Origin of the sequence: Pedobacter sp. G11, from assembly GCF_003860265.1 — a bacterium.
Taxonomy (GTDB): Bacteria; Bacteroidota; Bacteroidia; order Sphingobacteriales; family Sphingobacteriaceae; genus Pedobacter; species Pedobacter agri.
In genome coordinates this window covers 4,676,758-4,699,068 of record NZ_CP034190.1, presented here as the reverse complement: position 1 = coordinate 4,699,068, position 22,311 = coordinate 4,676,758, and the positions used below count along the sequence as shown (strand labels likewise).

The following is a 22,311-nucleotide window of genomic DNA, read 5'->3' as shown; positions in this document are numbered from 1 at the left end:
ATGATTAAAAGATTTACCCTTTTAGCAATTTTATTTTTAACTCATTTTATCACTTTTGCGCAAAGCGATGTCAAATATCGTGTCATTCTATTTGGTGATGCAGGGGAGATGAATCCGGCGCAAATGCAGGATTTAAAGAATGCGGCCAAACAGATCATCCCCAAAAAAACAACTGTAATTTATCTTGGAGATAACATTTACCCAACAGGAATGGGTTTGCCCGGCAGTCTTGAAGAAGAAGAAACCAAGAAAATTCTTCGCTCGCAGTTTGAGCCCATGCGTAAAGCTGGCGCACCAGTTTATTTCATCCCAGGTAATCATGATTGGGATAAGTCTGGTCCGAAGGGTTTGGCTAAAATTAAGGCACAGGATGATTTTTTGAAGGCTCAGGGCGATCCGCTATTGAAATTAATTCCTGACAATGGTTGTCCGGATCCTGTGGCGATTAAATTAACGGATAAATTAACCATTATTGCTTACGATAGTGAATGGTGGTTGTTCCCGTACAATAAATCCAACCCGGCCGGTGAATGCGAATGCAGAACAAAAGACGAGGTTTTAGTTAGGATGGAACAACTGCTGGAGCAAAATAAAGACAAGGTGATTTTGCTGGCTTCGCACCATCCGTTTCAAAGTTACGGACCGCATGGTGGTTATTTTAATTTGCGCAACCACCTTTTTCCATTGACTTCCCTGAATAAAAATTTTTATATCCCGATGCCTGTTTTAGGCTCGGTTTACCCGTTTTTAAGATCTACTTTACTAAGTCCTGAAGATTTAAATCATCCTGCTTATAAGGATATGATCAGGTCGGTAAACGGTGTTTTTGGCGATTATCCGAATGTTACTTATGTTGCTGGTCATGAGCATGGTTTGCAATTAATTAAAGGGAAACAGCTTCAAATTGTAAGCGGATCAGGCTCGAAGGTTTCACCGAATAAGCAAGGTAAAACCTCGTTATTTCATGAAATGCAGCAGGGTTATGTAGTTGCTGATCAGCTAATGAATAATGATATGCGTTATGAATATTACGTCTATTCAGATACAAGCGTAAAAAAAGTTTATAGCTATACCAAGAAATTTGAACTATTGCCTACAAAAGTAAAAAACCGCGATAAACCCATTACAGCTGATAGTATTTTCGTTAAAATTAAACCAGAATATGATAGCGTTGGTCGCTTTCATCGATATGTTTTCGGTGAAAATTACCGTAAAGAATACGCAGAGCGAACCAAGGTTCCGGTATTAAGGATTTCTAAAATGATGGGTGGTTTAAAAGCTACTCAACGTGGAGGCGGAAACCAGTCACGCTCCTTACGCCTGGAAGATAAAAACGGCAAAGAGTACGTATTAAGAAGTGTAGAAAAGTTTCCTGAAGTTTTATTGCCGGAAGGATTACGCAACACTTTTGCCAAAGATATCATTAAAGATAATATGTCTGCGCAACATCCTTTCTCGGCTTTGGTTGTGCCAGAACTAGCTAAAGCAGCTAACATCCCGCATTCTAATCCGGTCATTGGTTGGGTTTCTCCAGATGATGGTTTAGGAGAATTTGAATCGGCTTTCGCCAATACTTTGTGTTTGTTTGAAGAACGTGAGCCGGTTGGCGAATCAGATAGTTCACCTAAAATGGATAAGAAACTAACTGATGATAACGACAATAAGTTAGATGGTCCGGCTTGGGTGCGGGCCAGGGCGCTGGATGTTTTGCTGGGCGATTGGGATCGACATGAAGACCAATGGCGTTGGAAAGAAACCAAAACAGAAGATGGCTCAAAATACACGCCGGTTCCCAGAGATCGCGATCAGGTTTTTTACATGGGCGATGGTAAAATACAACGTTTTACGCAATCATCTTCTTTGCTTCCAATGATGCAAGGTTATGAGCGTCCGATCCAGAACATTAACTGGTTTTTATGGGAGGGCAGAGAGATTAGCAGCCGTTGGACTGCCAATATTGATGAAGAAGAGTTTGATAAAATTATCAAAGATTTTTGTGCCAAGTATAACGATGAAGTTTTTGAAAAAGCATTAAAAGCACTTCCTGAACCAAGTTATTCGCTACACCACGATGTATTTCTAGCAACGCTCCGGGAGCGAATTGCCAATATGCCAAAGATGATGAATGATTACTATCATTTCTTCAACCGCATTGTAGATATTGAATTGACCAATAAACATGAGTTAATCAAAATTTCAGATACCGATAATAATGGTTTAAGGGTAAAAATCAATAAAATATCCAAAGAGGGAAATATCAAAGAAGAATTATTTGACCGGAAATTCGATCCAAAAGTGACCAGAGAACTTCGAATTTACATGCACAACGGTAACGATAGCTTGCTTTTAGATAATAAAAATTCCAATATCAAGATCAGGATTATAGGTGGTAAAGGCGATAAGTATTATGATTTTGCAAACAGTAACGGAACTGTTAAATTGTACGGAAGAACCAATAAGGCCACTTACCAGGGTGAGGATCAGAATAAAATAGGTAAAATTATATCCAATGATACTTCCAATTTCAGTTATATCCCAAAGGATATGTATCGCAGACGTTCGTATAACCTGAATGCAGGCTACAATCGCGATGATGGAATTTTATTAGGCTTGATTTACAAGCAGACTAATCCCGGCTTTAGAAAGCAACCTTGGGGCAATTCTCAAACGGTTTCTTTTTTACACTCTTTTTCTACAAAAGCTTTCAGATTTAACTATAAAGGCGAATGGTTAAAGGCAGTTGGCAAAGGAGATATCGTGGTAAACGGAAATGCTTATGCACCCAATAACACACAGAACTTTTTCGGTTTAGGAAATGATACACACTTTGATGAGCATGGCGATGATATTCGTTACTATCGGGCTCGTTTTAACCTCTATCAGGTAGATGCGGCCATCAGGTGGCGCAGGCCGAAATCTACTTTTTCAGTCGGACCATCTTATCAGTATTATAAATTTAACAGGGAAGATAATGATGGACGATTTATCTTAAACCCTGGAGCACTTCATTCTTCTGACAGCCTGACAGTTAGAAACGAAAAAATGTTTGCCGGGGCAGTTGTTAACTTTACAAATAATACCCGTGATAATGACTTATTACCAACCTTAGGCAGTTTTGTAGATTTTAAATTGTTGGGTTATAAAGGCGTAAATAAATATTCCAATTCAATTGGGCAGTTTACAGCCAGCATTTCGCTTTATAAAAATCTTGATGGCAGGAAGAAATTCATTTTGGCCGATCGCTTTGGCGGTGGTGTAACCGTTGGACAACCGGCATTCTACCAGGCTTTGTATTTAGGTGGGCAGGGAAATCTCCAAGGTTACCGTCAGTTTAGGTTTGCCGGCGAACACATTTTCTATAATAATTTAGAGTTAAGAGCAAAACTCGGTGATTTAGTAAGTTATGTTTTACCAGGACAAATTGGCCTGACAGGTTTTTGGGATGTAGGAAGAGTTTGGAAAAGAAATGAAGCATCGCAAACATGGCATCACGGCGTTGGTGGAGGGGTTTATTTCGCTCCGGCATCACTTACAGTTGTTCGATTTGTGATGGGTCATTCATCAGAAGGCTGGTATCCTTACTTCTCTCTAAATTTTAGGTACTAAATTTGTGTAACATCAATATAGATGTTTGATCCAAGTATTACGTTGTGCAGACCATTGTTGCTTCATGGAGTGCGTATCTTTGCGAAGCGTTTAATAATTAATCGATCACTATAAAATTTACACTATAGATAAACTTATACCATGAATACCAACGTAATAAAAATTCATAAAAATGAATGTATAGGTTGCCAGGTAGAATCTGCATTATCTTTTCGCCCCCTTGTGGAGTATTTAAAAGATAGGCTTAAAACAGAAAAATCGGTTAAATCAGAATTTTACAGGTTTTTACTTGAGAAGATAGAAAAAGATGAGGTGCTTTTAAATAGCATCGATGCTGAAGAATTATCGAAATACAAAGATACATTAGAATTAATTTTTACCATTTTAACGCCGTTAATGGGCGATGAAGATGATTTGTTTTGGGCATTAAGTACCCCAATTCCTGATCAGATTTTCTTTAGTACAAATGCATTTTACAAGTTTTTTAAAGATCACGATCCTAAAAATAAAGTAAATAAAGACAGCGAGCCGGTAGAGAAAAAGCAGCTGAAGTTTATATACAATATTATTTTAAACAGATTTTATAACTTTACTTATGTGCTTAAAAATGAAATTATTTATGCACATGTAAACGAAGAAACTAAACTTACCCAATATTATAATATTCAAACAGATACTAAATTTGTTGATATTAAACATAAAGGGAAACTTCCCGAATTAAACTTCGAAGCATTAGCTCAATATTTTCAGGAAGATAAGGAGTTAGAATACTTACTGGATAATCTGCCCCTAAAAGATTTTAAATTTGATGGTTTTAGCATCATTTCCATCACTGATGTAACATTACAGCATTCTATTGATGGAATTCGTGATGCTTTGGTGAATCATAATTATCAAACTGAAGCATATACCCACGTCATCCAGGCGTTGAAAAGTTTAAGTGGTGATGGAAGTTTAGAGTTTGGTTTGATGCCTTTTTTAACCGTTAATAATAAACTGGTTTTCGATAACAAGGAATTTTCTCAAAGTATGCTGATTAATTCGGCAAAGGCTGCAAACCTTGAAGAGGAAGTGTTTTATTCTTTGGTTGATAAATACAAGGAAAATCCAAAGGCGATTTTTGTGAGCGCCATCAATGATGATCAGATTACGAAGGATCCGTTTTTAAGGGTTTTAAAGGAAGCTGGTGTTTGCTCATACTCCGTATTGCCGGTTTATTACAATAATCAATTGGCAGGGGTTTTAGAAGTTTATTCAAACCACGAAGTCCAGGTTGATGACAAGTTGCTTTCCAGATTACGTCCGGCCATGCCATTGATTGGACAGCTTTTTCAATACAGTATTGAAGAATTTGATGCAAAAATGGATGAAGTGCTGATGGATAAATTTACGGCTTTACAACCTTCGGTTCAGTGGAAATTTAACGAAGCCGTATGGCATTTTCTTCAAAGCCAGAATAGCAATAGCAAGGTGAAAGAAATTGAAACGGTTACTTTTAAACACATGTATCCGCTATTTGGCGCTGTTGATATCCGTAATTCGACTACAGAACGTAATATCGCTTTAAAGGATGATTTGAATGTACTTTTAAATCATCTGATTAATGCCTTGAAGGCGATGAAAAAAACAGTGAAGCTGGATTTGATTGATAAACTTTTGTTCAATTGTAAAGATTGGATTAAACAGATTGGAAGTTTTGCATCGTCGAATGAAGAAAATCAGCTAAGAGAATTTTTAGAGCTCGAGGTGTATCCGTTTTTATCAATTATAAAGGGAAATCATCCTGAAACGGCAGAAATCGTTGATCAATACTTTGAGGTAGTTGTTCCAGCCACTGGTGCTGCATACGACAATCGCAGGCAGTTAGAAATATCAATGCAACTGATCAACACCGAGGTTAGTCAATATCTTGAAAAATCTCAGGCTAATTTGCAAGCATCTTATCCTTGTTATTTTGCAAAATTCAGAACCGATGGGGTAGAATACGATATTTATATCGGACAGGAAATAGCGCCAGAAAAACCATTCGATTTATTGTATCTGAAAAATATCCGTTTGTGGCAACTTACATCGATGGTCGAAATTGCTCGTTTATCAAAGAGTTTAATTGGTGAAATGCCTCGTCCCTTAGAAACCACGCAGTTGATATTTATCCACTCAAATGCGATTGATATCAGCTTTAGAAATGATGAGCGCCGTTTCGACGTGGAGGGTGCTTATAATATTCGATATGAAGTGGTGAAAAAACGTATTGATAAAGTATTAATTAAAGGAACAACTGAACGTTTAACTCAGCCGCATAAAATTTCTATGGTTTATTTTAACCCGGATGAAGCGAAAGAATACATGGAATATATTAAATACATGCAAGTTCAGGGATATTTGAATGATGATTTAGAGCAGCTTGACCTTGACGAATTGCAAGGTGTATCAGGATTAAAAGCGTTGCGGGTAGGTGTTAAGTATTTGGATGCCAAGAAAGATACAACAAAGAAACTAAAGCCTACTGAGTTGAAATCAATCGAAAAAGAGATTGCTAAAATGCTTCAAAATTAGGTTTAATAAAAAAGGCTTTCTGATCAAATCAGAAAGCCTTTTTTATGATTAGAGTGTCGCGAAATTATTTTATTGAAGCAATTTCTTTTTCTACTGCTATTGTTTCTACCGAACTGATGCTTGTTCTTAGCGCTGCAAATTTATCTATGGTTATCTTCTGTGTTTTGCCCATCACAAGTGTGTGGTTATCGGTTGATCCGCTTAGTTTAAGGTCTGCATTATCGTTAATTACCGTGTATAAGCCTTCGGTACTTGTATTAATTTCTGCATGCGCATTTCCTTTTAAAAAGATTTGAAGATATTGTGTTGTTAATTTGCCTTGCGTTTTAACAATTGCATTCTCTGAAGCTTCAATTCTGAAAATATCATTTACGTAAACCAACACTTTCGTTAATCCTTTATCTAATGATGTTATTCTCAAAACATCTCCATCCTGCATGATTTTTGCGGTTCCGGTATTATCTTCAGCGTAAACAACGCCGGTTGTTGCTCTTTGAATGATGGTTACTTCAACATTACCTTTTACTGAAACTCGATGGAAATTGCTGGTTTTTGAAACTTTTACAGTTGGAATTTCAGTAGCAACTGCGCCAGTTGAACCTAAAGCGCTTGATAAAATGATAGCTGCGAATGAAGATGTGATTAGGGTTTTGATTGAGGTTTTCATAATATTTTTGATTAAAAATTAAATGTTAATTAATTGTTATTGAATTGTTTATGTTTATTTATCGTTGTTTGTAGATAAGACGCAACCAGTGGAAAAACGTTGCAGCCCTTTTGTCGATATTATACAAGCCATTGTAAATTCTCGACGAACTGGCGTATATTCAAGACAAAAAAATATTTTCTGATAAGACTGGGGTAAAAAAAAATATAAATGGGTATTCCATTATTCTTTTTCCTTATATTTATAAATATATTCCTATTTAGTTTATGAAGAAAAAGGTTGTACTTGTTCAGGATAATAAGGATATCCTAGAGATTATGGATCAAGTATTGGAGGAGGAGGGTTTTGACGTAACAGCGTCTTTAACAACTGAACCTATTGAGAAAATTGAGAAGATTGAACCGGACGTAGTCATTGTAGATGATCACATCAAAGGAAAAAAGAAAGGTTCGGAAGTGATTAAAGAATTAAAATCTGATCCCGAAACAGAAAACGTTGGCGCCGTATTAACTTCAACATCTAAAGATTTGCCTGAAACTGCCAAAGAATGTAAAGCCGACGACTATATAGAAAAACCATTCGACATCGATCATATGGTAGAGGTAGTAAAGAAAAATGCTTAGCTACCTGTTTAGCGTAGGTTCATAGGTATCGGTATTTACAGTAGCATTTAATTCATGTAAAATTTGATACAAACCAAAATTTGTACGGTTTACATATATAAAATGTTTTACGCCACGTGCCTGTTTAAATTCAGGCATCTTTGAAATCTTTTCGCCGTAGGCATATAATTGATCAAAAAATTCTGGTTTGCTAAAATCAAAAATCTTGTTAATATATGGTTTTGCAAAAAGGCTGATCATCTCCCGGTAAGATTTATAGTAAAATTCTACCTGCTCTTCGGTATCCTCAGCGTGTATCATATCGAGTTTTCTAAAAGCATCAATCGTTTTAGCCTTATCGTTAATCACATCAGTTGATATTAACGAGAAGAAAGGATAGTAAAAATCATTGGGCATTTCTTTGATGCAACCAAAATCAATTACACCTAAATCTTCATTTGGGGTAATCATAAAGTTTCCAGGATGTGGATCGGCATGTACGGCCCGCAATTCATGCTGCTGGAAATTGTAAAAATCCCAAAGTGCCTGACCAATTTTATTTCTTAACTCCTGAGATGGGTTAGTTTTTAAAAACTCTTTTAAATGCAACCCATCTAGCCAATCCATCGTGATGATCCGTTTTCCTGATAATTCCGGGTAATATTTTGGAAATACAACATGATCAAGATTCTGGCAGTCTTCTGAAAATTGAATGGATCTTCTTACTTCCAATTCATAATCAGTTTCTTCTAATAAACGTTCTTCAACTTCTTTGATATAGATATTAAGTTCTCGTTCAGACATGCCTAATAATCTAAAAGCAAAAGGCTTTACCAATTTTAAATCTGATGAAATACTATCGCCAACACCAGGATACTGGATTTTGACGGCTAATTTTTTGCCGTTTAACGTAGCCTGATGAACCTGACCAATTGACGCCGCATTGCTCGATTTAAGATTAAAAGTATCGAAAATTTGTTCTGGGGTTTTACCAAAGTTTTTGGTAAACGTTTTTACAATTAAAGGTCCGGAAAGGGGAGGTGCATTATATTGCGACTGGGTAAACTTATCTACATAAGATTTTGGCATGATGTTTTTATCCATGCTTAACATCTGCGCAATCTTTAAGGCACTTCCTTTTAGCTCACTTAATGATTTATAAATATCTGTAGCATTATCTTCATTAAGCTGCTCCCGATCCATATCAGGATTAAACAGCTTTTTAGAATAATGCTTAATATAGTTACCACCGATTTGGAAACCCGTTTTAACAAATTTTGCTGATCGCTCTACCTTTGTGGTTGGAATACTTTCTTGTGCCTTCATCAACTTTAAAATCCCATCTTTTCTTTAAACTTTCCATTTCGCGATAAAAATTTACCGTAATCGATCAGGTTATCAATTGGCGAATGCTGGAAAAGATCAAATGTTACATTAATCCCTTTTTCAATTGCCTCATCACTCTTCTCAAAACCATCACTGTCATCATTGATCCAAAAATTTACGATAAAAGCAAACTGTACCCAAAGTGCGTTTTTATAACGTTTAGTTAGAAATTTACGTTCAGCCAATTCACCGGTATCTAAACCCTCATCAATAACTTCCTGAGCAAAATTTTCGAAAATAGGTTTTACGCCTGTCCAAATGCTCGGTATAGCAACTTTTCCCTGATAATTTTTTAGGCTGTAAATAACGAAACTGCGATCATTTTTTAAATTTTCGAGATAACTATAAAAAAAAGAAAGCATTTTCTCTCTGGAGGTATATTGCAGCCAAACTTCTTGTTCTTTGATTTTGCTAATTGTTTCGAAAGTTAATTCGAACCAAATCGTTTTTTCAATACTTTCGAAAGAAGAATAAAACTGATAAAAATCAGCTTCAGTAATTTTAAGTTTTTTTGCAAAACTGTAAACCGATTTTGGTTTTTCGTTGTTGCTTAAAACATAATCTATATAAGCTGTTCTGATTTGCTGGGCCGTTGCCATAATCACTGTTTTTTACAATAATAACGTTTTAATCATTTGCTTGTTTTATAGTGGCTTTGATTTGTTAATCACAAAATTGTAATAATAGCTTTCAAAATAATTGAAAGTTAGTTTTTTAACTAATTAATTTAGTTTTTAAAAGTGTCGTGTGGAAACTTTTTACCCAATTTAAACTAAAAATATTAGTATAATTGCGTTGTGATATTTAATAAACTACAATAGATATGATTGAGCTAAGCGATTTTTTATATGGCAAATTGGAATTCCCGCAAATATTCGCCGAGCTTTTGGAAACCGATGCGGTGAAGCGCTTATCAGGCATCCATCAGAGCGGCGCTATCTTCTTGGTTAATCCAGATATTTGTCATTCACGTTTAGAACATACGATCGGAGTTACCATGCTAATTAAGAAGATGGGAGGATCAGAACTGGAACAAATTGCCGGTTTATTGCATGACGTTTCTCATACTGCATTTTCACACGTTGGTGATTATGTTTTCGATCATGTTGATGAAGATTATCATGAAAAAGTTTTTGCTGAAGTAATTTATCGTTCAGAAATTCCTGATGTGTTATTGAAATACGGTTACAATGTGAACCAAATCCTTTATGGAACGTTCGATATTTTGGAACAACCTTTACCACTATTGTGTGCTGACCGTTTAGATTACACCCTGCGTGATGCGGTTCACGGGGGGATCATATCCAGACAAAGCGCCCGTGAATTTTTGAGTGCTGTTGTATTAAGTGATGGAAAAATTGCCGTTACTAAAGACGACCAGGTGAGGTGGATTAATGAGGTTTTCGAAAAGTTAAATAATGAAGTTTTTAAACTTCCACTTCATCTATATGCCAACGGTAAAATGGCAGAACTAATTAGAAGTTTCTTAAAAAAAGGACTATTAAAAGAAAGTGATATGTTTAAAACCGATACGCTTTTGCTCAATAAAATCAGAACCACTTTTGAAGGTTATGAAGCAATAAAATCTATTAAGCAATTGCGTGGTTTTGCCGAATTTATTCGCTATGGTGCTGTACCGAAAATTAAATCGAGAACCTTAAAAGCGCTTCTGGTTTAAAATTCACAAATCAACCCCAAACATTGTAAATCATTTTATCGTATATTGTACATAAAAAAGATATGTCGGCTGTTGAAATTATTTTAATTGGGGTGGTGATTTTGTTAATATTTGGTGGTAAAAAGCTGCCTGAACTTATGCGGGGTATCGGTAGAAGTGTAAAAGAGTTTAAGGATGCTAAAGATGAACCAGTAAAATAATTTATCGAATAAAACTTTCTGGGATGTAACGTTGTTTTGATATAAAATATTTTAAAATGGCCAATCCAGCAAACGATCCCAATAAATCAGAATTTGATAAGAAAAACCAGGAAAATTCCGCACAGGGAATAAATAACTGGAATGACCGACTGGACGAAAACCTTGAGCCTGAAGATCATAATGATCCGGTTGCTGATGAAAATGCCAAAGAGTTTTCCGAAAAACTCGGTAGTGGAAATCAGTCAGACGACGCTAACGGGTGAATATATATCATTTAGACGATTTCACTAATCTCTTCAGGTGTTGTGTTATTTGGAAAAAATACCAGGTCATGCGATGAAAAGATCAGATTGGTGTATGATAAAATCCTTTCCAAATCAACAATATCATACAATTGGCCATTTAGCCTTGTAATTGTATGCGCCAATTGATTTCGCTCAGAATCATCCAATTGACTTTCTATTAATCTAAAGCCATCTTTTATCGCATCACAAATATGTTTTTTGAAAAAGAAAAACGCATTTCTATAATTTAATAGTAACGATTCATCTTCGGTTTTCGAATTTTCCAGCTGAAAACGAGCTTTTAATAATTCCTTAAAAAATTCCATCTCAATCTCATCATTTACACGAGCAGGGTAAATTTTTGTAATCAGGCAATGATATAAATTTTCAAATTTTTCCATCTTAAACAGAAGTTAACAATTAATAATGTTGGGATGGATTTATCCACACAATAGGATTTTATCGTGTAGATTCTGCGGGATTGAGCTGTCAATTTTAATTATTAGCCTTCATGAATTTTTATTTTTTTACACGAACCGCCTGAATTATTACATGAATTTAAGTTTTTTAAATATAAAAATGTTAATTAATTGAAAGATATTTTACTTGTATGTGAGAAATAGTATATTGCATATCTATAATACTTCCAAATGAACTTTTTCTCTTAACAGGCTAATTATCGATGAAACGAGCAGGATTATTAGCTTTACTGATATTTTTATTGGTTTCTTTGAGATCTTATGCCCAAAATGTTTCCAACGAAGGAACTGATTTTTGGGCTGTTTTTCCTACGCATGTACCCAGTCAAAACAATAATGCTGAAATTGCTGTGTTTGTAACCTCCAAGTACAATTCTGAAGTTACAGTGAGTTGCGGTACCTATACTGAAACAAAAATTATCCCCGCTAATAAAGCTGTACAATTTAATGTTTTAAGACTTGCAGCTTATGTTAATGAGTACGAATCAAATTCGAATTTAACCAATCGTGGAATTCATATAAAAGTAACAGATGGAATGCCGAAGGTTTCTGCTTATGCACACATTTGGGGACGGGCGAGATCAGCAGCATCATTAATTCTTCCTTTTGAAACTTTAGGACAAACCTATTATTCGATGAATTATTCACAATCATCGGAGGGAAAAAATTATTTGGCCATTGTTGCCGTTGAAGATAATACCAGCGTTTTAATTCATGAAAAAAGTGGCAATGTTTTACCTGTTACGCTGGCGAAAGCTGGTGATGTTTACGAATATATGGCTGGTAACAGAGATTTAACGGGTGTGTTTGTAGAAACGGATAAGACAAAATCTTCATGTAGACGATTTGCAGCATTTTCCGGGGCATCGGTAATTATGATTGGCGGATGTACTGGCTCACAGGATCCACTATATCAGCAACTATATCCAACAGTAAGTTGGGGACGAAATTATGGTATCGTGCCTTTCAGAAACAGAAGATATATCTTAAGGATTCTAGCGCAAGAAGATAACACAACATTCTCTATGAATGGTGTTACTACTACTTTAAATAAAGGGCAATTTTTTGAAAGTAGCACCTTAACCCAGTCAACTTTTATTTCTGCTGATAAATTGATCAGTGTAGCACAGTATTCGCTTACGCAAAATTGTTCTTCGATTGCGGGTACAGCCATTATTGGTGATCCAGAGATGGTCATGTTAAATCCAATTGAGTTTAATATTAAGGCAGTAACGGTATTTTCATCGTCATTAGAATCAATCACAGAGCGATACATAAATGTAATCATCAGGAGCAATAAACTTAGTTCATTTAAAATCAACGGGGTAGTGCCAAGTGTAAATTGGTCGACACTAATTGGCAATTCTGCTTATTCTTTTGCCCAAATACCGGTATCTGATGAAAGCCTGACATTAACTGCTGATGATGGATTTAATGCAATTGCTTATGGTTTTGGCAATGCAGAATCTTATTCATATTCAGCTGGAACAAATTTATCATCTAATAATTATTTAACAGTTGTAGATGAAACCCGAAATGAAGAAAGCCCTAATGGTTGTATTGGGCAAACCGTAGATTTTAAAGTGAATTTGCCTTATCAACCCGACTACATTACCTGGACATTAGAAGGTGGTGTTCCGGAAACAATCAATAACCTAACTCCCGAAATAAAGACTGCGAACGGGCAAACAACTTATGTTTACAGATATCCCATAAATAAAACCTATACCCAGGTTGGCGAATATCATTTGGAAGTGGTGGCACACGTTCCTGCAAATACAACAAATTGTACCTCGGGTGATATCACCACAAATTACGTATTTAATATTTATGATCTTCCAGTAACTGCCTTTGAAGCGCCTTCAACAAGTTGTGCAAATTCAGAAGTTCAATTTACTGATAAGAGCGATTCGAAAACTAAAGATTTTTCTATTACCAATTGGCTTTGGGATTTTAAAGATGGAAGTACATCAACTGATCAAAATCCTAAGCATGTATTTGCAAAAGAAGGTAAGTATAAAGTATTATTAACCGTAAAATCGGGTACCGGCTGTTATTCTGAGCCTGTGGAAAAGGAAATTGAGATTTATCCTTTACCCATTTCTGATTTTAAAGCACCGGCAAAAACCTGTACCAATACTGAATTTATCGTTCAGGATTTATCTTCAGTGAGCAATTTAATATCTGTAAATTCTATAAAAAGCTGGAAATGGGATTTTGGAGATGGTTCGCCAATAGTAAATGATCAAAATCCAAAACATCAATACACTGCAACAGGAAAATATACGATCTCATTGATTACTACCTCGGCAAGAGAATGTGTTAGCGAGGTAAAGAAGTGGGATATTACCGTTACTGAACTACCAAAAATTGGCTTTAATATGCCAGATATTTGTTTGAGGGATGCGGTTGCAACATTTACAAATACTTCTGTAAATGAAGATGGTTCGACTACGGGGCTAACCTATGCCTGGGATTTCGGCGATAAATATTTAACCGGAACGGATTTAGCAAAGAACTCATCGGCTGATAGAAATGGAAGCCATACTTACACCAGAGCAGACGATTATAATGTTACTTTAACGATAACCAATGAAAATGGTTGTATCACTACGATTACGCAAAAGTTTACAGTGAACGGATCCGTTCCCAGAGCTAATTTTGAGCCTTTAGCTACCAATAACTATTGCAGCAATAATATTTTTTCTATCAAAAACACCTCTACCGTAGATTTTGGAAAAATTACTAAAATAGAAGTTTATAAAGATATTGTTAATGATCCATCAAATTTTGAAACGTTTACTTATCCAATTCCTGACCAGATTGATTTAAGTTATGAAACATTCGGATCGCCCGATACCAAAGATTATCAGGTTAAAGTTGTCGCTTATTCCGGAGGGCAGTGTTCGGATTTTGTTGTAAAGCAATTCACCCTTAACGCATCACCGTCAGTTTCTGTTGATGAAATTTTGCCAGTTTGCGAAAATGATGGAAATGTATTATTCAATCAATTTCATGTAACTAACGGCATTGCAGGCACTGGTATATATTCAAGTGATGGGAAAGGATTACAGGCGGATGGAACTTTTAACCCAAAACTTGCGGGTGTCGGTTCGCATAATATTACCTATACATTTACTGCCAACAATGGTTGTATGGCATCGGTAACTAAATCTATTTTTGTTAATAAATCTCCGGTGGTAGATGGTGGTCCAATTATTTATATATTAGCAGGAGGAGAAATACAAATTCCGGCAGAAGCAGTAGGAACGGGTTTGAGTTACGAATGGTTGCCCGCAACCGGATTAAATGATAATAAAATTCTTAATCCAATCGCTTCGCCCGAGAAAGATACAGAATACACTTTAACCGTTACTACAAATCCTGATCAATGTACGGCTGTGACGCATGTTTCAGTTAAAGTATTGCAATCGGTGAATCCGCCAAGCAGCTTTACACCAAACGGCGACGGTTACAATGATGTTTGGAATATCAAGTTTCTGGAAACGTACCCGAATGCAACTGTTGAGGTTTTCAACAGAAATGGTAATAGAATTTTCTTTAGCAATGGATATAAAATTCCCTTTGATGGGAATTTTCAGAATGAACAGCTTCCTGTCGGGGTTTATTACTATATTATCAATCCGAGAAATGGAAGAAAAACAGTAACAGGACCGCTCACTATAATTAGATAAAATTGAAAAAGTATATCGCCCTATTAGCCATTCTAATTTCTGTTAAGGCTTTTTCACAACAAAAGCCACAGTACACGCAATACATTTTTAATCAATATTTACTTAACCCGGCACTTTCTGGTATTGAGAATTACATAGATTTTAAAGCGGGATATAGAAAACAATGGGCTGGTATTAATGATGCTCCTCAAACTTCTTTTGTTTCGGCTCACTGGGCATTGGGCAACAACCAATTATGGAGCAATGCATTAACCTCCTTTCCTGAGCAAACAGGAAATCCGATGGATAGAAACTATACGCAAAATTATACTTCATCTCCTTCTCATCATGGAATGGGGGTAACTGCCGTTTTGGATAAAACAGGGCCCATAAAAAGGCTTGATGCAAACCTGACCTACGCATATCATCTGCAGTTAAGTAATAGTTTTAATTTGTCGGCGGGTGTTGCTGCAGGCTTATCAAGTATATCTTTAGATATTAATGCATTAACTTTTGAAAATCCTAACGAACCATCATTGAACAGGGCAATTACGAGTCAGTTACGGCCTGATTTAAGCATCGGACTTTGGTTATACGGAGCGAGAATGTTTGCAGGCGTATCAGCGCAACAGGTTTTATCTCAAAAACTCAGTTTTTCCGGCGATGATTCTTACAATCTTGGAAAGGCAGTGCCTCATTTTTTCGCTACTGCAGGTTACAAATTTTTCCTCGATGAAGAAATTGCTGCCATTCCATCGGTGATGGTTAAATACGTACAACCCAGCCCCGTTTCCGTTGATTTGAACATGAAACTCGCTTTCAGGGATAAAATTTGGTTGGGTGGAAGTTATCGCAAAGATGATTCGTTTTCGGCAATGGCAGGATTCAATATTGGAAAAATGGTGAATCTTACTTACTCATATGATTTTACCACTTCAGATCTTAATCAGGTAAGTAACGGAAGCCACGAGATTGTTTTAGGATTACTGCTCAACAACATCTACAAAGTACCTTCATATATTAGGATGTGGTAACTCTATTTTCAATAGCTAATTACCTTTCATGTTTAGATATTAACTAATAGCTAAATTTTCATTTAACGAGCTAATTAAAGTTCTTTTCTTAGTCTGGCTACAGGTATATTCATTTGCTCGCGGTATTTTGCTACTGTTCTTCGGGCAATGTTGTAACCTCTTTCCTTTAAAATTTCAGTTAGTTTTTCGTCGGCTAAAGGCTTACGTTTATCCTCATTGCCAATGCAGTCTTCCAAAATCTTCTTAACCTCTTTGTTTGATACTTCTTCTCCATTTTCTGTTTGAATAGCTTCAGAGAAAAAAGATTTCAATAAAAATGTACCAAACTCCGTTTGAACATACTTAGAATTTGCCACCCTTGATACTGTGGAGATATCCATGTCGATTTTATCAGCAATATCTTTTAAAATCATCGGACGCATTTTACGTTCATCAGCAGTTAAAAAATATTCGTACTGATAATGCATAATCGCATTCATAGTTTTAAGTAAGGTTTGTTGCCTTTGCTTAATCGCATCAATAAACCATTTAGCAGAGTCGAGTTTTTGTTTTACGAACTGAACGGCTTCTTTAAGTTTTTTATCTTTAGAAGATGCTTTGTCATAATGCTCAAACATCTCCTGGTAAGAACGGCTAACCTTTAGTTCAGGAGCATTTTTCGAATTAAGAGTTAAAATCAAAACGCCATCATTATTACTGATATGAAAATCAGGTATGATTTGCATTTGCTTGGTAGTTACCTGGTTTGCATCGCCTGGTTTTGGATTTAAACGCAGAATTTCATTAACAACCTCTTTAAGCTCTTCGCTATCCAGATTTAAACTTTTTTCCAGTTTATCATAATGCTTTCTGGTAAATTCATCTAGGTAGTTTTCTACAACATTCATTGCTTTCACAATAATCGGATTGCTCTGATCTTTCCTTTTCAACTGAATTAACAGGCACTCTTTAAGGTCGCGAGCACCAATTCCGGGAGGATCAAAACTTTGAATCAATCTCAGCATTTCAAGCACATCTTCTTCCTCCACCATTACATTTTGAGAAAACGCCAGGTCATCAATCATTGAACCCAGTGGGCGACGTAGATAACCATCATCATCTAGGCTACCAATAATTTGTTTTCCAACAATAAAATCCTGATCGGATAAGGGAATAAGGTCTAATTGTTCCTGAAGACTTTCGAAAAACGTACTTTCGATGGCGATAGGAGTTTCTTTCTTCTCCTCATCATCATCGCCATTATTGTAATTTGTACTGTAGTCATTGGTGTTGTCATCCTGCAGATAATCATCTACATTAAACTCATCCATACTATTGTCTTCAGATGGGCCATCGAAATCATCAGGTCCGTCATTTAGATCATCATATTCATTTTTAGGCTCATCTTGCGTCATTAAACTCGGATCTTCCAAAGCAGGATTATCCTCTAATTCTTCCTTTACGCGGGTATCTAAAGCAACGGTTGGCACCTGTAACAACTTTATAAACTGAATTTGTTGAGGTGATAACTTTTGAAGTAATTTTTGTTGTAAATGTTGCTTTAGCATATTTTAAAGTAAGAATTGGAGCAAAAATAAACAAATCATTTCAGATATTCTTTAGAATTGATCTAAATGAGTTGGAATGTTTCGGTTTTAAATTGTTTGCTAAACATTTGTATTGAGTATAATGTTTGTTACTTTTACAAATTATATAAACTAAACAAAAATTTATGAGTATTGTAAAAGAATTTAAGGAATTCGCCATAAAGGGAAATGCCTTCGATTTAGCCGTTGGGGTTATTATAGGCGGCGCTTTCGGTAAAATTGTTACTTCTGTAATTGAAGATTTAATTATGCCGGTAGTAGCTGCGATGGTTGGTAAACCAGATTTTAGCAGTATTTATTTTGCAATGGGTAAAGGTGCTGAATCAATTCCTGCTGGCGCATCGCTGGCTGATGCAAAAAAAGCGGCTCCAGATGCTGCGATATTTGCGTATGGTAACTTTATTACTGTAGCCATTAACTTTTTATTGTTGGCATTGGTTGTTTTTATGATGGTAAAAGCGATCAATAAAATGAAAAAGAAAGAAGAGGCTGCGGCAGTAGTGGCACCGCCAGCACCACCAAAAGAAGAAGTTTTATTAACAGAAATAAGAGATTTGTTAAAAGCAAAAGCATAAATAAAAAGATCTGCCAAATTTTGGCAGATCTTTTTATTTAAAAGCTTCTTTTGATACTCGGATCTGTGATAATAATATAATCACCAAGACTTTTATATTTCCCCCAATCCGGGCTTTCAAAATCTTCACTACTGAAAGACGAAATATTTAAAATATTTAATTTTGGCGAGTATTTCTGCAGTTTCGCTAAAGTGCCTAGTTTTTCATCGCTGTGGAAGCGGCCGTTTAAGTGCAAAACCTTATTGCTTTTTGTAGTTTTAAAGGATTTAGCAATAGACCATGCCATTGTTGCATCCCAGAAATTTTGCGTTTGATAAACTTTCATCGAGCCCATGTTATGTCCGCCTAATAAATCAGTGAACTTTTCCAGATATCGCCCAGTGGCAGTATCTAGCGGTATTGGTGGCAGTATATCGAGTGATGACTTTGGAAAACTTTTTAAAATATCCAGTCCACTTTTTGTTACGGCATTACTGTAGCGTGTAGCTGCATTTGCTGCTATTACCGGCAGCTTATTTGCTTTTGCATATTCTATTAATGGCTGATAATCTTTATAATTAGACCACGCTCTTCCTTCCTTAACGAAATTTTTTTCTGATATCAGTCCTGCCAGATATTCATCAACAACAGATTGAATATCCGTATGGAACATTTCTAAACTAAGCGTAATTCTACCAGGATAAGCCTCGTTTAGTTTTTTGAAGATGGTGGCTTCTAACATATGGCCTATTGAGTCGTTATGTTCTTCTCCAAAAAACAATACATCATTATTTTTCATGTCTTTAATAATATCATCAATTGCTATAGCTTTTTGTTTCTTAGTATCGTAAACTTTATAGCTTAAAGCAGCTTCCTGAGAAAATGATGGTATAGAAATTATTATGAAAAGAATAAGCAGTAAATATTTCATGCCCTCAAAATAGGAAAATAATTTCACCGATGAAATCATGCAGCTTACCGCTTTTTCGCTGATGCTCATCATAAACGGTATATATACAAATGCAATGAATAAATATATTTGATTATTAATAATTCAACACATGGAAAATATGAATGAAACTAAACCAATTAAAAGTTCAGGAAGAGTGCTGAGCGGTTTAGTAATTATAATAATAGGCTTAGCCTTTCTTCTGGACAATATGGGTTTAAATATTCCGCATTGGATATTTAGCTTTTGGACGTTTTTGATTGCATTGGGGGTATTTCTTGGTGTAAGGCGTAATTTTAAAGGAGTTGGGTGGTTAATATTAATCCTGTTTGGTGTTTACCAAACTGTTGATGACATGGGGTTTGATTTTGATGTATCAAAATATGCGCTTGGATTTGGTCTTGTAATTATTGGTGGATTTTTAATATTGAAGCCACGGGATAAAAAGTCGTTTAAAGATAATTTCAAAAATGAATTTGGCGGTGGAGTAGGTGAGAATGCCGAGTTCAAAGCTGCTGATAAAAATTCGAATTCGAATGACATTATTGATGTAACAGCAGTTTTTGGGGGTTCAAATCAAACTGTTTACTCGAAAAATTTTAAAGGAGGAGATATCACCACTGTTTTCGGCGGAGCAGATATCATTATGACTCAAGCCGATTTCAATGATTCAGTTTCAATTGATGTAACCGCTGTTTTTGGAGGTATTAAATTAATCGTTCCTCCCAACTGGGCTATAAAATCGAATGTAACAGCAATCTTCGGAAGTGTAGAAGATAAGAGAGGACATATGCTTCCAGTAGATCAAATGCAAAAAACTTTAATTTTAGATGGTACGGTGCTATTTGGAGGCATCGAAATTAAAAGTTTTTAAACCAAAACTAAAATATATGGCGAGCTACAATATTCGCCATTTTAACTCATCCTAACATTAACTAATCAAATCTCTCTTGACAACTAGACCGCTTTCCATACCACGAATACAGAAAACTTCTTTGGCTATTGCCATTGCGTGGTTCATTTTATGTAGTGTGGGTTTACATTATGTGGTAAACTTTTCGTGGTTAATCTCTTTAGCTGATAGCTTTTTGAGTAATTTTCTGTTGGTGATGGCCTGCATTGCCATAAGCAATATGTTGGGATATTATCAGCCCAAAAACGAGCGGATTTTGTATGTATTGATTATTACCCTGGCGTTAACCTTTGTAATTATTTATGCAGCAAAATATGCCATTTTCTACATATTTACCGATTTTAAAGAATATTTAGATTTTTACAATTTTTCCTTTGCATTTCGCGGCTTAATTTCTTTTATGTGTTTGGGCTGGTGTGCGCTAGCAAATATTTTATGGTACAGGTTAGAAGAACAGTCTGAAACCCATGAACGGCTTTCGGCGGCTAAAAGCTTAGCGAAGGAGGCTGAGCTAAACAAATTAAGGCATCAACTTCAGCCTCATTTTTTGTTTAATAGCTTAAATTCGGTATTTGCGCTTACTATGGTAAACCCAAAAGAAGCTGGGGTGATGATTACGAAGCTGGCTTCTTTTTTAAGGGGGACTTTAAAACGTGATGATGAATTATGGGTTTCTGTTGAAGAAGAAATGGAGTACATACAATTGTATCTTGATATCGAAAAGGTGAGGTTTAGCCATCGATTAAATATTGAGGTTAATGTTGCTGATGATACTTTGAATTTATCTTTGCCCGGGACCTTATTACAACCGATAGTGGAAAACGCCATAAAGTTTGGTTTATATAATACATCTGCAGGAATTACCATAAAAGTTGATGTAACGGTAGATCGTAATATCTTAGCGTTACGCGTTCAAAATCCGTTTGACCCAGAGATGAAAGCAGCCGGTGGAACGGGTTTTGGTTTAAGTGCTATTAAACGTCGATTATATTTATTATTTGCAAATCCACATTTGCTGCAAACCGAAATTGAAGCAAATAATTTATATATTACCACCCTAAAAATTCCCCAAACAAATGATCAGAACGATACTAATTGATGATGAACCTTTAGCGAGAGATATTGTTAAATATTATCTGACCGATCATCCTGAAATTGAGATTGTTGCAGAGTGTTGCGATGGCTTTGAAGGATTAAAGGCAATAAGCCTGCATAAGCCTGATTTAATTTTCCTAGATATTCAGATGCCAAAAATTAGTGGCTTTGAGATGCTCGAGTTAGTGGAAGATAAGCCTGCAGTGATTTTTACAACGGCTTTTGATGAATATGCCATTAAAGCGTTTGAAGTTAATGCAGTTGATTATTTGCTTAAACCGATTGATAAGGGCCGTTTTGATACAGCCATCAAAAAGCTGCCTTCCAGATTGAATCAAACCGAAAATACCGAAGCGGTGTTAGATGCTGCTGCACTAAGCCCGGCACAAAATAACAGGGTGGTAGTGAAAAAAGACGGTGTAATTAAAATTATTCCTACCGGAGATATCAACTACCTGGAAGCAGATGATGATTATGTGAAATTAAGCACCGCTGATGGCGCCTTCTACAAAAATAAAACGATGGCATACTTCGAACAAACTTTAGATTCCAGCCAGTTCATTCGCATCCATCGGTCATACATCATCAACCTGGCCCAGGTAACTAAAATAGAATTGAAAGAAAAAGACAGTTACGTAGTTTTGCTTAAATCGGATATTTGGTTGCCAGTAAGTAAAACAGGTTATGTTAAACTGAAGGCAGCTTTGGGTTTATAAAAATTCAATATAAGTTTGAGGCCATTAGAAACCGATTCTTAAAAAGAATTATTACATTTGTTTTTCAAATAAAAATAAAAACTAAACAGACTTGCATTTGTAGAGAAATCGCTTTATATTTGCACCTCTTAATTTTGAAATTATAATAAGATAATATACAGTCATGAAAAGAACATACCAACCTTCGCAAAGAAAGAGAAGAAACAAACACGGCTTCCGCGAAAGAATGGCAACAGCTAACGGCAGACGAGTATTAGCATCACGTCGTGCTAAAGGAAGAAAAAGATTAACAGTTTCTGACGAACGCAAGCATAAAGCATAATTTTTGATTG

The 22,311-nt window shown here is 35.8% G+C and carries 19 protein-coding genes; 13 read left to right on the top strand and 6 right to left on the bottom strand.

What is annotated here, in order from left to right; genetic code table 11:
- Window positions 1-3,606 (top strand): BamA/TamA family outer membrane protein, encoded by a 3,606-nt coding sequence (locus tag EA772_RS20185; protein WP_124914701.1) that lies wholly within the window; start codon window positions 1-3, stop codon window positions 3,604-3,606.
- Between the two features lie 141 nt (window positions 3,607-3,747).
- Entirely contained in the window at window positions 3,748-6,162 is a 2,415-nt protein-coding gene (locus tag EA772_RS20180) for a GAF domain-containing protein (RefSeq protein WP_124914700.1), read from the top strand.
- A gap of 64 nt (window positions 6,163-6,226) precedes the next feature.
- Here the strand turns inward: EA772_RS20180 and EA772_RS20175 are convergent, their stop codons facing one another.
- Window positions 6,227-6,829, bottom strand: coding sequence for a GIN domain-containing protein (locus EA772_RS20175; RefSeq protein WP_124914699.1), 603 nt, complete (start codon window positions 6,827-6,829; stop codon window positions 6,227-6,229).
- 266 nt (window positions 6,830-7,095) lie between these two features.
- Between EA772_RS20175 and EA772_RS20170 the strand changes: the two genes are divergently transcribed.
- Window positions 7,096-7,452: a two-component system response regulator gene (locus EA772_RS20170; RefSeq protein WP_116167864.1), complete on the top strand. Its 357-nt coding sequence runs from the start codon at window positions 7,096-7,098 to the stop codon at window positions 7,450-7,452.
- On the opposite strand, the gene EA772_RS20165 is transcribed toward EA772_RS20170, so the two are convergent.
- Together EA772_RS20165 and EA772_RS20160 are read right to left on the bottom strand one after the other, a co-directional pair.
- Window positions 7,453-8,757: an AarF/ABC1/UbiB kinase family protein gene (locus tag EA772_RS20165; protein ID WP_124914698.1), complete on the bottom strand. Its 1,305-nt coding sequence runs from the start codon at window positions 8,755-8,757 to the stop codon at window positions 7,453-7,455.
- A gap of 5 nt (window positions 8,758-8,762) precedes the next feature.
- Window positions 8,763-9,416: a TetR/AcrR family transcriptional regulator gene (locus EA772_RS20160; protein WP_124914697.1), complete on the bottom strand. Its 654-nt coding sequence runs from the start codon at window positions 9,414-9,416 to the stop codon at window positions 8,763-8,765.
- A 224-nt stretch (window positions 9,417-9,640) separates the two neighbouring features.
- Between EA772_RS20160 and EA772_RS20155 the strand changes: the two genes are divergently transcribed.
- From EA772_RS20155 to EA772_RS20145, 3 genes are all read left to right on the top strand, one after another.
- Entirely contained in the window at window positions 9,641-10,495 is an 855-nt protein-coding gene (locus EA772_RS20155) for an HD domain-containing protein (protein WP_124914696.1), read from the top strand.
- A 62-nt stretch (window positions 10,496-10,557) separates the two neighbouring features.
- On the top strand, window positions 10,558-10,695 hold the full coding sequence (locus tag EA772_RS20150) for a twin-arginine translocase TatA/TatE family subunit (protein ID WP_010601736.1): 138 nt from the start codon (window positions 10,558-10,560) through the stop codon (window positions 10,693-10,695).
- Window positions 10,696-10,751: 56 nt separating this feature from the next.
- Entirely contained in the window at window positions 10,752-10,958 is a 207-nt protein-coding gene (locus EA772_RS20145) for a hypothetical protein (RefSeq protein WP_010601735.1), read from the top strand.
- An 11-nt stretch (window positions 10,959-10,969) separates the two neighbouring features.
- Here the strand turns inward: EA772_RS20145 and EA772_RS20140 are convergent, their stop codons facing one another.
- Entirely contained in the window at window positions 10,970-11,380 is a 411-nt protein-coding gene (locus tag EA772_RS20140; protein ID WP_124914695.1) for a hypothetical protein, read from the bottom strand.
- Window positions 11,381-11,661: 281 nt separating this feature from the next.
- Here EA772_RS20140 and EA772_RS22405 point away from each other — a divergent pair, with 281 nt between their 5' ends.
- Both EA772_RS22405 and EA772_RS20130 read left to right on the top strand, forming a co-directional pair.
- A complete protein-coding gene (locus EA772_RS22405) occupies window positions 11,662-15,153 on the top strand; it encodes a PKD domain-containing protein (RefSeq protein WP_124914694.1) in 3,492 nt (1,163 codons plus the stop codon).
- A 2-nt stretch (window positions 15,154-15,155) separates the two neighbouring features.
- Window positions 15,156-16,166 (top strand): type IX secretion system membrane protein PorP/SprF, encoded by a 1,011-nt coding sequence (locus tag EA772_RS20130; RefSeq protein ID WP_116167868.1) that lies wholly within the window; start codon window positions 15,156-15,158, stop codon window positions 16,164-16,166.
- Window positions 16,167-16,240: 74 nt separating this feature from the next.
- Here EA772_RS20130 and rpoN read toward each other — a convergent pair whose 3' ends face one another.
- A complete protein-coding gene (gene rpoN / locus EA772_RS20125) occupies window positions 16,241-17,713 on the bottom strand; it encodes an RNA polymerase factor sigma-54 (protein WP_116167869.1) in 1,473 nt (490 codons plus the stop codon).
- Window positions 17,714-17,877: 164 nt separating this feature from the next.
- On the opposite strand from rpoN, the gene mscL reads away from it, so the two are divergent.
- On the top strand, window positions 17,878-18,327 hold the full coding sequence (gene mscL / locus EA772_RS20120) for a large conductance mechanosensitive channel protein MscL (protein ID WP_116167870.1): 450 nt from the start codon (window positions 17,878-17,880) through the stop codon (window positions 18,325-18,327).
- Window positions 18,328-18,364: 37 nt separating this feature from the next.
- Here the strand turns inward: mscL and EA772_RS20115 are convergent, their stop codons facing one another.
- The gene (locus tag EA772_RS20115) at window positions 18,365-19,309 is read right to left on the bottom strand and encodes a ChaN family lipoprotein (RefSeq protein WP_246834002.1); all 945 of its coding nucleotides are present in this window, start codon (window positions 19,307-19,309) and stop codon (window positions 18,365-18,367) included.
- Between the two features lie 58 nt (window positions 19,310-19,367).
- Between EA772_RS20115 and EA772_RS20110 the strand changes: the two genes are divergently transcribed.
- The 4 genes from EA772_RS20110 to rpmH all read left to right on the top strand — a co-directional run bounded on the left by EA772_RS20110 (window position 19,368) and on the right by rpmH (window position 22,301).
- Window positions 19,368-20,129 (top strand): LiaF domain-containing protein, encoded by a 762-nt coding sequence (locus tag EA772_RS20110; protein WP_124914693.1) that lies wholly within the window; start codon window positions 19,368-19,370, stop codon window positions 20,127-20,129.
- A 76-nt stretch (window positions 20,130-20,205) separates the two neighbouring features.
- Window positions 20,206-21,267, top strand: a complete 1,062-nt coding sequence (locus EA772_RS20105; RefSeq protein WP_238533689.1) for a sensor histidine kinase — start codon at window positions 20,206-20,208, stop codon at window positions 21,265-21,267.
- A complete protein-coding gene (locus EA772_RS20100; RefSeq protein WP_116167873.1) occupies window positions 21,245-21,979 on the top strand; it encodes a LytTR family DNA-binding domain-containing protein in 735 nt (244 codons plus the stop codon). Before EA772_RS20105 ends, EA772_RS20100 begins: the two co-directional genes overlap by 23 nt.
- Window positions 21,980-22,142: 163 nt before the next feature.
- Window positions 22,143-22,301, top strand: coding sequence for a 50S ribosomal protein L34 (gene rpmH, locus EA772_RS20095; protein ID WP_010601723.1), 159 nt, complete (start codon window positions 22,143-22,145; stop codon window positions 22,299-22,301).
- Window positions 22,302-22,311: the final 10 nt, after the last annotated feature.